The sequence below is a fragment of the Streptomyces sp. NPDC056480 genome (genome assembly GCF_042795405.1).
GTDB lineage: Bacteria > Actinomycetota > Actinomycetes > Streptomycetales > Streptomycetaceae > Streptomyces.
This window is the reverse complement of record NZ_JBHTSA010000037.1, coordinates 1-14,900: the sequence shown is the minus strand read 5'-3', so window position 1 is coordinate 14,900 and position 14,900 is coordinate 1. Positions and strand designations below refer to the sequence as shown.

Below are 14,900 nucleotides of genomic sequence, written 5' to 3'. Positions count from 1 at the left end.
CGTGGCCGAACCGGTGCCGGGGCACGCGTCGGGCGCGTGTCCCGAAGCCTGCCTTCGAACCCTGTCCCGATCCGTGCCCCGATGAGTGTCCCGATCCGTGTCCCGATCCGTTCGAAAGCTGTCGTCCGGGCCAATGGTCCGGGCACGGGGCGGGCCGGGATGCTCGGTGGCATGGCCCAGACAACCGAGACACCGCCCGCCGATACGCCCGCCGATACGCCCGACGGGCGGGCGCCCCACAGCCCAGGCACCCCCCGCGCCTCCCGCACGCCCCGCATCCATCGCGCCTGGTTCGTCGCGGCGGTCACCTTCGTCACGATCATCGGCGCGGCGGCGTTCGCGTCGCTCCCCGGCCTGCTGATCGAGCCGCTGCACGAGGAGTTCGACTGGTCGCGGGGGACGATCGGCTTCGCCGTCTCGGTGAACCTCGCCCTCTACGGCCTCACGGCACCCTTCGCCGCCGCCCTCATGGACCGCTTCGGCATCCGCCGGATCGTGGCGGTGGCGCTGTCGGTCATCGCGCTGGGCTCGGTCCTCACGGTGTGGATGACGGCCGCCTGGCAGCTCGTCCTCCTCTGGGGCGTGCTCGTCGGGCTCGGCAGCGGCTCGATGGCCCTCGCGTTCGCGGCGACGGTCACCAACCGCTGGTTCGTGGCCCGCCGCGGCCTGGTGACGGGCATCCTCACGGCGGCCGGCGCCTCCGGGCAGCTGGTGTTCCTGCCGCTGCTGTCCTGGCTGGTCGAGCACCACGGCTGGCGCCCGGCGGCCGTGACCGTGGCGCTCTCCGCGCTCGCCGTGGTCCCGTTCGTGTGGTTGCTGCTCCGGGACCACCCGGCGGACGTCGGGCTCGCCCCGTACGGCGGGGAGTACGCCGACAAGCCGGCGCCCGTCACGGGTGCGGCCCGGCGTGCGGTGACGGTCCTGTTCAAGGCGGCCCGGACCGGCCCGTTCTGGCTCCTGGCGGGCACGTTCGCGATCTGCGGGGCGTCGACGAACGGCCTGGTGAAGACCCACTTCGTCCCGGCGGCCCACGACCACGGGATGCCGGTGACGGCGGCGGCCGGTCTGCTCGCGGTCATCGGCGTCTTCGACGTCGTCGGCACGATCGCCTCGGGCTGGTTCACCGACCGCTTCGAGGCCCGCCGGCTCCTCGCGGTCTACTACGCGCTCCGCGGCGTCTCCCTCCTCTTCCTGCCGATGCTGCTCGCGCCGTCCGTGCACCCGCCGATGCTGTTCTTCATCGTGTTCTACGGCCTGGACTGGGTGGCCACGGTCCCGCCGACGATCGCCCTGTGCCGCGAGCACTACGGCGAGGACTCGGCGATCGTCTTCGGCTGGGTCCTCGCCTCCCACCAGGTGGGCGCGGCGGCCGTCGCGTTCGCCGGCGGAGTGGCCCGTGACGTCTTCGGCTCGTACGACCTCGTCTGGTACGCCTCGGGCGCGCTGTGCGCGGCGGCGGCGCTGATGGCCCTGGTGATCCGCCGACCCCGGACGGAGACGGTGTCCCCGGCGGGAGCATGATGGCCGCCAGGGGGTGACCACGCATGAGCGAGCGGGGCGCGCGCGAGCGTGAGGTGAACGGGCCCGGCACGAGCGGGCGGGACGAGGGGCGCACGTACAGCAGGATGCTGTGGGCCTCGGTGCTCGCACTGGCCCTGGAGGGGGCCGTCGCCCTGATCCTGCTGGTGGTGTTCGGGGACGCCGGGCAGCCGGAGCCGGGCGAGGAGCGCCTCAGCGCGCTGACCCTCCTCGCGCTCCCGCTCCTCACGGTGGTCGGGCTGCTTCCGGCGTTCGCGGTCTCCGCCGCGCTCGTGCTGCCGGTCGTGCTCCTGGGCGAGGCCCTGACGCGGCGGCTGGGCGGCCGCCCGACCGGCTGGCACCTGCTCCTGTCGACCGCCGCGGGGGGCCTGCTGTGGCCGCTCGCGGGCGGGCCGGGCTGGCTGGTGGCCACGGCGTGCCTGGCCGCGGCGGTACTCGTCACGCGTCACGCGCGACGGGGTTACTTCGTGGCGCTGCTGGTGTGGGGGACGGTGACGGTGCTGACCGTGTTCCTGCTCGGCACGGTGGGTCTGCACACGGGCGTGATCGAGGCCTGAGGCGCCGGGGCACCTCCGCGCGCAGGGCCCTTTCGCGCTCAGGCGCCTCCGCGCGCAGGGTCCATTCGCGCTCAGGCGCCTCCGGGCTCAGGGCCCTTTCGCGCTCAGGCGCCCCCGCGTCTAGGCGCTGAAGCGCCCGAACCTCCCCCGGTGGAAGAGCAGCGGATCCCCGTCCTCCTCCGCCCCCAGCGACTCCACCCGTCCCACCACGATCAGATGGTCGCCCCCCGTGTGCACGGCGGTGATCGCGCAGTCGATCCAGGCGGGAGTGCCGGTGAGCCTGGGGGAGCCCGTGACGGGGGCCGGGGTCCAGGCGACGCCCGCGAACTTGTCCGCCCCGCTGACCGCGAACGACCGGCACAGCGGGCCCTGGTCGGCGCCGAGGATGTTGACGCAGAAGGTGCCCGCGTCCGCGATCCGGGGCCAGGTCGTCGACGTACGGGCGACCATGAAGGCGACCAGGGGCGGGTCGAGGGAGAGGGAGGCGAAGGACTGGCAGGCGAATCCGGCCGGTCCTTCCGCGTCGAGCGCGGTCACGACGGTGACCCCGCTCGCGAAGTGGCCGAGGACGCGGCGGAATTCGGCCGGGTCGACGGGCGGTCGCTCGTCCTCCCGTACCGCGCGCAGTACCGGCCGGGGCAGTGGTTCCACGGCCGTCGGCGAACCGGCCGCTCTCAGGTGTCGGACGACGGTGGCCGCCATCCCCGCGTGTCCCATCACACCGCCCATTGAACCTGACGGTTCGTCAGATGAGAAGGGTGGAGACGGTGAAGACTCGGCAGGAGGCCGGGCACGCGAAAGCCCCCGGGGTGACGGCAGGACCGCCGCCCCGGGGGCTCCTCACGCGTACGGCCGCGGGATCAGCCGGCGACGGCGCCCGTCGCCCGGGTCCAGGCGACACCCGAGGTGTGCCCGGTGCGGTGGGCGGTCACCCTGACGGTGATCCGGGTCCCGCGCTGGGTCTTGGTGAGCGTGAACGTGGCGCGGGTGGCCCCGCTGATCGCCCGCCCGTTCGCGTACCACTGGTACGCGTACGAGGTCGGAGCCGGCGTCCACGTACCCCGGTTCAGGCTGAGCGTCCGCCCGACCTTGACCGTGCCCGTGAGGGACGGGGCCTTGGTCGTCTTCGGCGCGTACCCGTACGCGACGGTGTACCCGACGGTCGTGTACGCCCCGCTCAGGTGCCCGGAGCGGTGGGCCGTCACGGTCACCGTGAGCTTCTTCCCCGCGACGGCCCCGCCGACGACGTACGTCGACCCGGTCGCGCCGGAGATCGCGACGCCGTCGGCCCGCCACTGGTAGGCGTACGAGGTCGGAGCGGGCGACCAGGTGCCCACCACGGCGGTCATCCTGTTGCCCACCCGCGTGGAGCCGGAGAGCCCCGGCAGCTTGGTGGGCTTGGGCGCGGTGCCCTTCACGACCAGGGCGCCCGTCGTCGCGGTGACCAGGGGATGCCCGGCCTTCCGCGCGGTCACGGCCAGGGACAGCTGCCTGCCCTGGAGGGCGGCGGGGATCGTGTACGTGGAGGCCGTGGCCCCCGCGATCGCGACCCCGTCGGCCCGCCACTGGTACGCGTACGACTCGGCCGCCGGCGTCCAGGTCCCGGCCTTCGCCGTCACCTTGCCGCCGACGACGGCGGTGCCGGTGACGCCGGGGGCCGCGGTGGCGCGGATCGGGGCGACGACGGTGACCTTGCCGCGCGCGTACGTGGCACCGTCGTGCGTGACCACGCTCAGGTTCAGCGCGGTGCGCGGTGCGCTCGTCAGATCCAGCGCGACGCTCATGCTCCGCCGGTCGGGAGCGACGGACACCGTCGTCGACCGGGCGCGGAAGCCGCCACCGGACACCTCGACGACGTCCTTCTCGTGCAGCGCCGCGCCGGTGACCGTCACCGTGATCCTCCCGGCACCGACGGTGCCGGGGACGACGGTGCCGACGGTCCGCTCCACGTGACCGCACGGCGACGACGGGCAGGAGAACGTCGCTCGCAGCGGCACGGCGGACTGCGTGGGCGCCGACGGCATGCCGATCACGAGGAGGGTCGGCCGGGGCTCCGTGTACCAGTCGTCCTCACGGCGCGGCACTTCGCACTCGTAGGACGTGGAGGCCCGCCGGGCGCAGCCGTTCTGCAGGGTCGACAGGTCGTACAGCCGGGGGGTCGGCGTCTGCGGAAGGCTCACGGCGGGCGTCTGGACCATCCAGAACCTGTCGTAGCTCGCGGTGGGCAGCACGGCGCAGATCGCCGGCTTCTGCTCGGACAGGGTGGCGGCGAGGGGCCCGAAGCCGTAGCTGACGTCGGGGACCCTGACGCACTCGGGCGCGGGCCCGGCGGCCGTGGCGATGCGCAGGGCGTCGACACGGTAGGCGGGCGCGCCGGCCGTGTCCGCCCGGACCTCGACCACCGCCTGGTAGCGGATGGATCCGGTGACGGCGCAGCCGGAGGGCAGATCGGCACAGGCCTTCGTGCCGTTCGCCTCGTACAGGCCGACCGGCCAGACCGAGAGGTACGACGTGTCGCGGAAGTCCAGGTGCAGGGTGTCCCGGCTGTCGAGGGCGGTCACCCGGTGGCACACGTAGGTGCCGGGCGCGGCCGGGACACCGGCGGCGGACGGGTGACCGACCGCCGTGACAGGAGTGTCGACGCAGCCACGCGCGGTCTCGGTGACGTCCCGGCGGGTGAGGACGAACTCGGCGGGTGCGTCGGCACCATGGACCACGGCCGTGTACACGAGACCGGGAGTCAGGGCGCAGTCGTCCTGGGTGACGGAGTCGTAGGAGTCCGGGTCGAGGCAGGCCCGTGCGCCGGTCTGGTCGAAGACGGTGAGCTCGCCCGCCCGTTCGCCCGAGCCGTCCCGCAGGCTGATCACCTCGCGGGCGGAGTGCGCGTCCGCCGGAATGGTCAGACAGTCCGAGAAGGCGTCCGCACCGGTCGTGACGGTCATCCGGGCCGATCCCGCGGTGAAGTCACCGGCCAGGAAGGTCCGGCAGCCGCTCGCCGCGTCCGTGCGGTGGAAGGCGAGGGCGTAGGGGCCTGTGGCCGGGTCCGACGTGTCGTTCTCGACGATCGCCCGGTACGGGGCTGTGCCGTCGAGGGCGCAGTTGCCGACGGCGGAGCTCGGCGGCAGATGGCACATCGTGGCACCGGTCGCGTCGACGAGGGTGACCCTGGGGCGGGTGCCCGCCTCGCCCGGCGCGTCGCCGGTCAGTACGGCCAGGTGAGCGCCCCGGGGGACCGGCAGGCTCAGGCAGTCGACCTCGCCGCGGACGGAGAACGCGCCCCGGTGGGCGCTCCCGAGCCGCACGTCGTCCGTGCAGCCCTCCGTAGAGCGCGGGTCGAGGATGCGCACGGCGTCGTCCGTGAGCAGGGTGTACGTGACGCCCGCGGTGAGCCGGCAGGCGATCGTGTACGCGCAGATCCGTCCGCCGGGCGCGTACGTCTTCACCGTGCTCGAACTGCCGGAGGCCGTGATGCCGCTGATGAGATGGTCGCCGGCCGTGGTCGGCGTGAAGGTCGCGCACTCGACCGGGGGCGACACCGCGGAGGGCGCGGAACCGTAGGCCGTCACGGACGCGACCGCGCAGCCCACCGGGTGGGAGATCTGCCGCACCTGCAGGGTGTACGGGACGGGATACGAGCCGGCCGAGGGGCTGAGGTGCGCGAGGACGCGGTAGCCACCGACCGCGGCGGGCAGCACGCAGTCGTAGCCGACACTGCAGAGCCGCTTGCCCGTGCCGTCCGTGATCCACGCGGTGACGTTGGCCGACGCGCCTTCCCGGGGCTGGATGCTCGAGGTGATCAGCTCACCGGGCGCGGCGTCGAAGGGGTGGCAGACGAGGCCGACTTCGTCGGCCGTGCCCGTCGTCGGAGCCGTACCGAAGCCGATGTCGACGGGGTCCGGACAGCCGGGGCCCGCCATCGACGGGACGACGGCGAGCCGCGTGTCGGAGAGTCGGTAGTCGGAGGTGGCGAGATCGAGCGTGTACGTGCCGGCTGCCAGCTCACAGGGGCTCGTGTCCAGCTGGGGACACGCGACGGGCGTTCCGCCGGAGGAGAACGTGAGGGACGGGACGCCACCGGCCACGAGCACCCGGTGCAGACCCGGCCTCTCCACGGTGACGGTGAAGCAGGCGGCGCTGTTCGGCTCCATCGTGACGCGTCGCGTCGCGTCGCCCGGGTCGCCCAGCGGCGCGAGCGGCAGGACGGGGCAGACGGCGGGGGAGTCCGGCGTCGGCGTGCCGGTCGGTCCCGTCGGGTTCGGCGACGGGTCGACGGTCGGCGTCGGCGTCGGCGCGGGCGTCGGATCGGCCGTCGCCGACGGCTCGGGCGCGGGCGCCGCCGGGTCCTGTGCCGGTGCCGGTCCCGCCGGCGGCACCTGAGTCACCGGCGGCACCTGAGTCACCGGCGGTACCTGAGTCGCCGGCGTCGCCGCCAGCGCCGTGCCCGCCGGGAGCAGCGGGCTCAGGAGCGCCGTCAGCAGCGCCGGGACCAGCAGAAGTGAGCTACGGGACTTCCCTGATCTATCGGATCTACCGGATCTACCGGATCTTCCAGATCCTTCGGATCCATCGCGCGAGCGCGCGGAGTTGAGCATTCCGTTCCCCCCGGAGCGGCAGTGTGTGGCATATGCGGCTCACACCATAGGGCCCCGGCAGGACACACTCCGCTACCGCCCCTCGTACCGCGCCTCCCGCCGCTCCACGAAGCTCGCCACACCCTCCTTCGCGTCCCGCGTCGTCATGTTGATCTCCTGCGCCGCCGCCTCCGCCGCGAACGCGGCCGCGCGGTCCACGTCCAGGGACGCGTTCACCAGCTGCTTCGTCAGCGCGAGCGCCCGCGTCGGGCCCTGGGCGAGGCGCTCGGCCCACTCACGGGCCGTCTTCGGCAGCTCCTCCGCCGGGACGACCCGGTTCACCAGCCCCAGGCCGTACGCCTCCGTCGCCGACACCGCGTCCCCGAAGAACATCAGCTCCTTCGCCCGCTGCGGTCCGATCAGCCGCGGCAGCAGATACGCCCCGCCACCGTCCGGGACGAGCCCCCGCCGTACGAACACCTCGATGAAGCGGGCCGATTCGGAGGCCAGGACCAGATCGCACGCGAACGCCAGGTGCGCCCCGATGCCCGCCGCCGTCCCGTTCACCGCCGCGATCACCGGCTTCTCGCAGTCCATGACGGCCCCGATGAACCGCTGCGCCCCGCGCCGGATCGTGCGCGCCACGTCCCCGGGGACGGTCTCCGGGACGGCCGGCGCGCCCCGCAGGTCCGCCCCCGCGCAGAAGCCCCGGCCCGTCGCCGTCACCACCACCGCCCGGACGTCCGGGTCGGCGGAGGCCTCGTCGAGCAGGGCCATGATGCGTTCCCGCTGGTCCCAGGTGACCGCGTTCATCGCCTCGGGGCGGTTGAGGGTGATCCACGAGACGCCGTTCTCGACGGTGTGGAGGACATCGGTGCGGACGGCATCGGTGTGGAGGACATCCGGCGCGTCGGTCACAAGAGCTCCCAGAAGGTGTTGGCTAACGACAGACCGCGAGTGCGTCCAGGGCCACCGCGCCCTGCCCCCGCGGCAGCACCATGAGCGGGTTGATGTCGAGCTCGGCGAGGTCGCCGTCGAGTTCCAGGGCCATCCGCTGCACCCGCAGCACCACCTCGACGAGCGCGTCCACGTCGGCCGGCGGCGCCCCCCGTACCCCGTCGAGAAGGGCCCGGCCGCGCAGTTCGCCGAGCATCGAGCGTGCCTCGGACTCCCCGAACGGCGGGACCCGCACGGCCGTGTCGTTGAGGACCTCCACCAGGACCCCGCCGAGCCCGACCGTCACCGTCGGGCCGAACAGGTCGTCACGGGTCACACCCACCACCATCTCGACGCCGCGCCCGACCATCTGGCAGACGAGGATCCCGTCGAGGTCGATCGACTCGAAGCGTGCGATGTCCGTGAGTTCGCGGTACGCGTCCCTGACCTGGCTCGCGGAGGTCAGCCCGACCTTCACCAGGCCCAGCTCGGTCTTGTGGGCGAGCTGCGCGCCCGAGGCCTTCATCACGACCGGGTAGCCGACGAGCCCGGCGGCCCGGACGGCCGCCGCCGCACTGGTGACGAGCTGCTCGCGCGGCACTCGTATCCCGTACGCCCGCAGGAGCTGCTTCGCCGCGTGCTCGCTGAGCCGCCGGCCGGGCCGCATGAGGGCCTGGGCCTTGCGGAAGGAGGGGGAGGGGGTCCGCGGGGCCTCGTCGAAGGGGGAGCGGTAGGCGGTGGTGAAGCGGTGGTGGTCGAGATAGGCCTTCACGGCCCCGATGCAGTTGGCGAAGGTGCGGAAGGTGGCGACGCGCGAGGAGCCGAGCAGGGTCGTGCGGTACGCCTCCTCCGTACCGACGGGCGACCCCCAGACCACGCACACCAGCTTGTCCGTCGCCTCGGCGGCGTCGACGAGGTCCTGGGCGAGCTTGTCGCTCATGGGAGGGAACGGCCCGGTGATCGGACAGATCAGGACGCCCACCGACGGGTCGGCGAGGATCGCGTCGATGATCTTCCGGCCGCGCCAGTCGCCCACCGGGTGCCCGCCGTTGTCGACGGGGTTGGCGACGGAGAGGTACTCGGGGATCCACTCGTGCAGTTCGTCCTGCTTCGCCTGCGGGAGGGTGGGCAGCCGGAGCCCCGCCTCGGTGGCCAGGTCGGCGAAGTGGGCACCCGTACCGCCGGAGATGGAGTAGACGACGACGCCGTCGGCCTGCGGGCGGCGGGCGCGGGCGAGCAGGGTCGCGGTGTCCTGGAGCTGGTCGAGCCCGTCGACCCGGATCACCCCGAACTGGCGCATGGCCGCGTCGACGACCTGGTCGGCGCCGGTGAGCTTGCCGGTGTGGGAGGCGGCCGTACGGGCCCCGGTCTCGGTGCGGCCGACCTTCACGGCGACGACCGGGACGCCGTGGCGGGCGGCCCGGTCGGCGGCGAGGAGGAAGGAGCGGCCGTCCTTGAGGCCCTCGACGTAACAGGCGATGGCGCCGACCTCGGGCCGTCCGGCGAAGTACGAGATGAAGTCGGAGGTCTCCAGGTCGGCCTCGTTGCCGGTGGGCGCCCAGTGGGAGAGGCGGACGCCGAGCTCCTGGAGGGTGAAGACGGGCCGTCCCTGGTGGCCGGACTGGGTGATGAGGGCGACGGCGGGGCCTTCGAGGTCCTCGCGGAAGCGCTCGAAGGCGTTGAGGTTGGTGTTGGGGCCGAGCAGGCGGAGTCCGGAGCGGCGTACGGCGGCGGCGAGACGTTCCTGCGCGGCGGCCCCGGCCTCGCCGGTCTCGGCGAAGCCGGAGGCGAAGGCGACCGCGAACCTCACCTTGGTCTCGGCGAGCTCCTCGATGACGGGGAGCGGGTCGGCGACGAGGAGGACGGCGAGGTCGACGGGCTCGGTGAGCGCGCCGACGGAGGGTACGCAGTCGATCCCGAACACGCTGGTGCGGGTCGGGTGCACGGGCACGAGCCGGGCCCCGACCCGCTCGGCCCAGGCGAGCAGCTGCCGGGTGATCCCGGTGTTGGGCCGGCCCTCGGTGTCGGACGCGCCGACGACGGCGACGGACTCGGGCCGGAAGAAACGGTCGAGGTCGGGCACGGCCGCGTGCAGCGGGCGCCCGCTGACGTCCTGGTCGCCGGGGGCGGCGGTGACGCCGTGCACGGTGGTGCGGGGTGACTCCCCGCAGGCGACCACGCGGGCGCGGAGATCGGTGGTGAAGGTGCCGTGAGTCGATCCAAGCATGTGTTCCGCCCGCCCTTCACCCATCCGTATACACCTGACGCTCAGTCAGATTACAGAACTGACGGCCAGTCAGGAATGGGTGTGCGGCGGGAAGCCGGATCCCGGCCGGGATTCACACCGGGTTCCGGCCGGGATTCGGACCGGGGTCCGGGACCGCGCATCACCGCCCGGCCCATCAGTCGGCGCACCGGTCAGCAGGTGCACCGATCAGTCGGCGCACCGGTCGGCAGGCGCACCGATCAGTCGGCGCACCGGTCAGCCGGCGGGCCTGCCGGACCGTGCGATCCGCCGTGCGATCTTCTCCGCGTCGATCGCCAGCTCCCGGAACATCCCGCTGATCGGGTTCGTGAACCCCGTGAAGTACAGGCCCGGCGTCTCGCGCGGGCAGCGGGCCCCGTGCACCACCGGGTGCCCGCGCTCGTCGAGCACGTCCAGATGCCCGACCAGCGGTTCCAGGGCGCGCCGGTAGCCGGTCGCCGCGATCACCGCGTCCGGGGCGATCCGGGTGCCGTCCGCCAGGACCACCTCGCCGTCCTCGAAGGCCTCCACGGCCGCGACGACCTCGACCTTCCCCGACCGCACCGCCTCGATCAGGCCCACGTCCTGCACCGGAATCGCGCCCTCGCGCTGGCGCGTCGCGAGACCCTTGTCCGGCCGGGGCAGCCCGTACGCCGAGAGGTCCGGCGTCCCGACCCGGGCCGTGAGGGCGCCCAGCCGGTCGACGAGGGCCGTCGGCAGGCGGCGGACGAGGATGCCGGAGCGCTGCGCCGGCCACCCCGCGGTGGTGCGCTTCACGATGTGCGGGACCGTCCGCACCGCGAGCCGCACCCGGGCGGCGCCGCCGTCGGCGAGGTCGGCGGCGATCTCGGCGCCGGTGTTGCCGATGCCGACGACGAGGACGTCCTTCCCGGCGTACGGCTCCGGATTGCGGTAGGTCCGGGCGTGGTCGAGGCGCCCCTTGTACGCGTCGCGGCCGGGCCACTCGGGCAGGCGCGGGGTGTGGTTGTAGCCGGTGGCCACGACGACCGCCCGCCCGGTGAGCCGCCGCCCGCCGGTCGCGTGCAGGACCCAGTCGGCCCCGGCCCGTTCGACGCGGAAGACCTCGACGCCCGTCACGATCTCCAGCTCGTGCTTCTCCGCGTACTTCTCCAGGTAGCGCACCACGTCCGCACGGGCGACCCAGCGCCCGAACGAACGGGGCATCGCGAGCCCGGGGAGGGCGGAGAGCCGCCGGGTGGTGTGCAGCCGCAGCCGGTCGTAGTGGGCGCGCCAGGAGGCGCCGACGGCATCGGACTTCTCCAGGACGACGGCCCGGACGCCCCGCGCGCGCAGGGCGGCGGCGACCGCGAGGCCGCCGGGTCCCGCGCCGATGACGTACACGGGGTGGTCAGCCTGTGGAGGGAGTGGAAGGGGGGTGGTGGCCATGAATGCTGAGCGTAATGACGTGTACACGCTGTGGGTCTCGGTCAAGAGGGATTTCGGTTGCGAATCGGTCACGCCGACCGCACGGTCCGGCCGTTCGCCCCCCTTGCTTCGGTCGCTCGCCCCGGTCGCCGGGCGCCCGCCTCTTGCGCGGGAGGCGGGGCTGCGCTGAACTGACGTACCGTCAGATCCAGTGGTGTCCCACGAGGGGGAGCGCGCATGCAGACCGTCTGGCTCACCGGCGCCGAATGGCTCGCCGTCCTCCGCATCGGCCTCGGCCTGTGGTGGCTGGAGAGCTGGCGCCACAAGGACAGGAAGGGCTGGTTCGAGAGCGGCACCGGCATCGCCTGGGCCGCCGACGTGGCGGGCAAGCACAGGTGGCCGCCGGTCAAGAAGGGCTTCGAGGCGATCGTCGCCCCGCGCCCCAAGCTCATGGCGTACGTCGTCGTCTACGCCGAACTGGCCCTCGGACTCGGCCTGGTGGCCGGGTTCCTGACCCCGGTCGCCCTGATCGGCGGCCTCCTCCTGAACCTTCTCTACCTCGTCCTCATGATCCACGACTGGGCCGAGCAGGGACAGAACGCGATGATGGCGCTCATCTCGCTCGTCGCGCTCCTCGCCATGTCCTGGCAGACCTGGTCCCTCGACCACGCGATCGGACTCTTCTGATGACGGCTGCCGACCCCGACATCGACACCTTCACCCGCCCGTACTGGGACGCCGCCGCCGAGGGGCACCTCCTCCTGCGCCGTTGCACGGCCTGCGACCGCGTCCACCACTATCCGCGCGAGTTCTGCCCGCACTGCTGGAGCGAGGACGTGGCCTGGGAGCGCGCGAGCGGCCGGGCGACCCTCTACACCTGGTCGGTCGTCCACCGGAACGACCTCCCGCCCTTCGGCGAGCGCGTCCCCTACGTGGCGGCGGTCGTCGACCTCGCCGAGGGCCCGCGCATGATGACGGAGGTCGTGGACGTGACGGAGGGCGACCTCCGGATCGGGATGGAGCTGGAGGTCGCCTTCCGGAGGGAGGGGGACGTGACGGTCCCGGTCTTCACGGGACCCGGTGATAGGCACTGAGCCCTGGGTGCCGTGCGGCAGGCTCTGAGCCCTGGGCACCGGGCGGCAGGCACTGGCTCTGGGCACCGGGCGGCAGGCCGTGGCCCGTCAGACGGGGGAGACGTTCCTCCAGAGCTGGGTGGTGCTGCTCGGGTCGCAGGTGTACGACATCATGAACGGCGGCCCGGCGATCATGCACTGGCCGCTGTTCATGTTCTTGATGGTCATGCCGGCGGACGTCTTGGTGTTGATCTTCCATGACTGGGTGCTGGAGCCGTTGCACGCCTTGGCGGTGAAGCCCGGTGTCCCGCCCGGCTGGAGGCAGCGGCCGGACGCCTTGTTGATCAGCCGGAAGGTGCCGTTCGCCCCCGGCGAGTAGATCCAGGTGTAGGAGATCGTGCCGCTGTTGGGCGGCGTGCCGCACGGCACCGTGTTGACCAGGATGGCGTAGCCGGGATTGGACTCGGCCAGGCACTCGCCGTTGGAGACGCTCTCGATGGAGTACGTCCCCGAGGGCGCCGAGCCGCCGGTGGCCGGCGGCGGGGCGGGCTTGGTGGTCCGGGGCGGCTGCGTGGCCGGAGGGCGGGTCGTGGTGCCGCCACCGCCGGGGGCCGTGGTGTGGGAGCCGCCGCCGGAAGGATCGGAGGGCCCGACCCCGCCGCCGGAGCCGGAGCCACTGCCGGATCCGTTCCCGCCGCCGCCCCCTGGCTGGGTGCCGGTGCCGCCCGCGTCCGCGCCACCGCCTCCGACGGCGCCACCGCCGTCGGCGGGCGGGGGCGCGCCGGGGGAGGAGACCGGCGGTGTGGAGGAGGACGGCTTGGAGCCGGGCGGCGTCTTGGCGGAGGGCGAGCCGGGCGGGGTCGACGGCAGCTGTACGTTGGCCGGCTGCGAGGCCACGGAGGACGGCGACGAGGAGGGTCCGGGGCCCGCGCCGAGCTGACCGATCTGGTACGGGCCGAGGGCCACGGTCAGGGTGGTGCCGGTCGCGACGACGATGGGCACGGCGAACATGAAGAACCGGTTGCGCCGCTGCTCGCGCGGCCCGCGAGCGGCGGAACCGGTGACGGCGAGCGGATCGGGAGCGGCGGTGGCGGGCTCCTTCGAGCCCGCCTGCGGGGTGAGGGAGGCGGTGGCGACGTCCTCGGCGGGCTCGGCCTCGGCGAGCTCCGCCAGATGCTCGGCGGTGGGCGGCTCGACGGCGAAGGCGGCCCGCTCGGCTATGCGCTCGCCGACGGCGGCGGGCCAGAGAACGCCCTCGGCGCGCTCGGTGGTGAGCTCGACGAGCGCGGCGGCCGTGGGGCGGTCGGCGGGGTCCTTGGCGAGGCAGGTGCGGATGAGGTCGGCGAGCTCGGGCTCGGTCTCGGTGAGCCGGCCGAACTCGGGCTCGGCGTGGACGACGCGGTAGAGCAGGTCGGGGCCGGAACCGTCGCCGAAGGGAGGGCGGCCGTTCGCCGCGTAGAGGAGGAGGCTGCCGAGGCCGAAGACATCGGCGGCGCCGGTGAGTCGGCGATCGGCGACGGCCTGCTCGGGGGCCATGTAGGCGGGGGTGCCGATGACCATGCCGGTCTTGGTGAGCCGGCTCTGGTCGGCGGCGCGGGCGACGCCGAAGTCGATGAGGGAGAGGCCGGAGGAGGTGAGCATGACGTTGGAGGGCTTGAGGTCACGGTGGACCATGTCGGCGCCGTGGACGACGCCGAGCCCGGCGGCGGCGTGGTGGAGGAGCCGCCAGAGGGCGGGACCGGGAAGGGGGCCGCCGTGGAGGCGGATGGCCTCGTTGAGGGTGATGCCCGGGATGTACTCGGTGGCGAACCACGGGGGCTTGGCCGTGCGGTCGCTGGCGAGCAGCTTGGTGTTGGCGCCGGCGGGGAGCCGGGCGAGGTTGTCGAGCTCGTGACCGAAGTGACTGAGGAAGTCGGCGTCTTCGGCGAGCACGGGGAGAACCCGCTTCACGGCGGCGAACTTCCCGGGCACGGCGCCGAGATAGACCCGCCCCATCCCGCCGGACCCGAGGACACCGAGGAGCCTGAACGCGCCGATCTGCCGGGGATCACCCGGTTCCAGGGGCATGGCCCCGCTGCCGTCCAGACTGCCCAAATTAGAGTTGTTTTCCAGTTCCCCCTGCATGGGCCACACAGTAGCGGAGGGGGTTTGCGATCTGAATCGAAGTCAAGTGCTTGTTTCTGGACTGTAGTTGAACGGGGGGTGGGGGGGCGTACGGAGGGTGCGGGTGCGGGTGCGGGTGCGGGTGCGGCGGCGGGGGTGAGGTGTCTGGGGTGAGCGTGTCTGGTGTGTCTCGGGTGCGGCCGCCCTCTTTCCGAGTGTGGCGTCCTCCACCACCGCGTCAAGGGCGCTCCTTCGTCGCGTCGCTGCGCGATGGGCTGCGCCCACCCTTGACCCGGCGGCGGAGGCCGCCTTTTCACACTCGGAGGGCGGCCGAGGGCCGGGGCCTACGCGGACTGCCCGGGCAGTGGCCGGCCGTCGTGGGCGGGCGTCGGGCCGTGGGTGGGGGCTTGGTTCGCGGCCGAGGCCGGGGGACGCAGTCCCGTGGGTTCGGGGTGCGCGGTTGTTGAATGGGGCGGCCCGGCCCCGGCTT

General features: G+C 73.4%; 10 protein-coding genes. 4 read left to right on the top strand and 6 right to left on the bottom strand.

Features of this window, described 5'->3' with window-relative positions; all coding sequences use genetic code 11:
- Window positions 1-171: 171 nt before the first annotated feature.
- Window positions 172-1,521 carry an MFS transporter gene (locus ACFQ79_RS18400; RefSeq protein WP_383584585.1) on the top strand — a complete coding sequence of 450 codons (1,350 nt, stop codon included), beginning with the start codon at window positions 172-174 and terminating at the stop codon, window positions 1,519-1,521.
- A 23-nt stretch (window positions 1,522-1,544) separates the two neighbouring features.
- Window positions 1,545-2,096 carry a hypothetical protein gene (locus tag ACFQ79_RS18395; RefSeq protein WP_383584583.1) on the top strand — a complete coding sequence of 184 codons (552 nt, stop codon included), beginning with the start codon at window positions 1,545-1,547 and terminating at the stop codon, window positions 2,094-2,096.
- 120 nt (window positions 2,097-2,216) lie between these two features.
- Here the strand turns inward: ACFQ79_RS18395 and ACFQ79_RS18390 are convergent, their stop codons facing one another.
- The 5 genes from ACFQ79_RS18390 to ACFQ79_RS18370 all read right to left on the bottom strand — a co-directional run bounded on the left by ACFQ79_RS18390 (window position 2,217) and on the right by ACFQ79_RS18370 (window position 11,255).
- The gene (locus tag ACFQ79_RS18390; protein ID WP_383584581.1) at window positions 2,217-2,825 is read right to left on the bottom strand and encodes a flavin reductase family protein; all 609 of its coding nucleotides are present in this window, start codon (window positions 2,823-2,825) and stop codon (window positions 2,217-2,219) included.
- A gap of 131 nt (window positions 2,826-2,956) precedes the next feature.
- Window positions 2,957-6,478 (bottom strand): hypothetical protein, encoded by a 3,522-nt coding sequence (locus ACFQ79_RS18385; protein ID WP_383584579.1) that lies wholly within the window; start codon window positions 6,476-6,478, stop codon window positions 2,957-2,959.
- A 282-nt stretch (window positions 6,479-6,760) separates the two neighbouring features.
- On the bottom strand, window positions 6,761-7,585 hold the full coding sequence (locus ACFQ79_RS18380; protein ID WP_383584576.1) for an enoyl-CoA hydratase/isomerase family protein: 825 nt from the start codon (window positions 7,583-7,585) through the stop codon (window positions 6,761-6,763).
- 22 nt (window positions 7,586-7,607) lie between these two features.
- Window positions 7,608-9,830 (bottom strand): acetate--CoA ligase family protein, encoded by a 2,223-nt coding sequence (locus ACFQ79_RS18375; RefSeq protein WP_383584574.1) that lies wholly within the window; start codon window positions 9,828-9,830, stop codon window positions 7,608-7,610.
- 255 nt (window positions 9,831-10,085) lie between these two features.
- On the bottom strand, window positions 10,086-11,255 hold the full coding sequence (locus ACFQ79_RS18370) for a flavin-containing monooxygenase (RefSeq protein ID WP_383584572.1): 1,170 nt from the start codon (window positions 11,253-11,255) through the stop codon (window positions 10,086-10,088).
- Window positions 11,256-11,471: 216 nt separating this feature from the next.
- On the opposite strand from ACFQ79_RS18370, the gene ACFQ79_RS18365 reads away from it, so the two are divergent.
- On the top strand, window positions 11,472-11,921 hold the full coding sequence (locus ACFQ79_RS18365; RefSeq protein WP_383584570.1) for a DoxX family membrane protein: 450 nt from the start codon (window positions 11,472-11,474) through the stop codon (window positions 11,919-11,921).
- Window positions 11,921-12,328: a Zn-ribbon domain-containing OB-fold protein gene (locus ACFQ79_RS18360; protein WP_383584567.1), complete on the top strand. Its 408-nt coding sequence runs from the start codon at window positions 11,921-11,923 to the stop codon at window positions 12,326-12,328. The genes ACFQ79_RS18365 and ACFQ79_RS18360 overlap by 1 nt, the downstream gene beginning before the upstream one ends.
- Before the next feature lie 87 nt (window positions 12,329-12,415).
- Here the strand turns inward: ACFQ79_RS18360 and ACFQ79_RS18355 are convergent, their stop codons facing one another.
- Window positions 12,416-14,401, bottom strand: a complete 1,986-nt coding sequence (locus tag ACFQ79_RS18355; RefSeq protein ID WP_383584564.1) for a protein kinase — start codon at window positions 14,399-14,401, stop codon at window positions 12,416-12,418.
- Window positions 14,402-14,900: the final 499 nt, after the last annotated feature.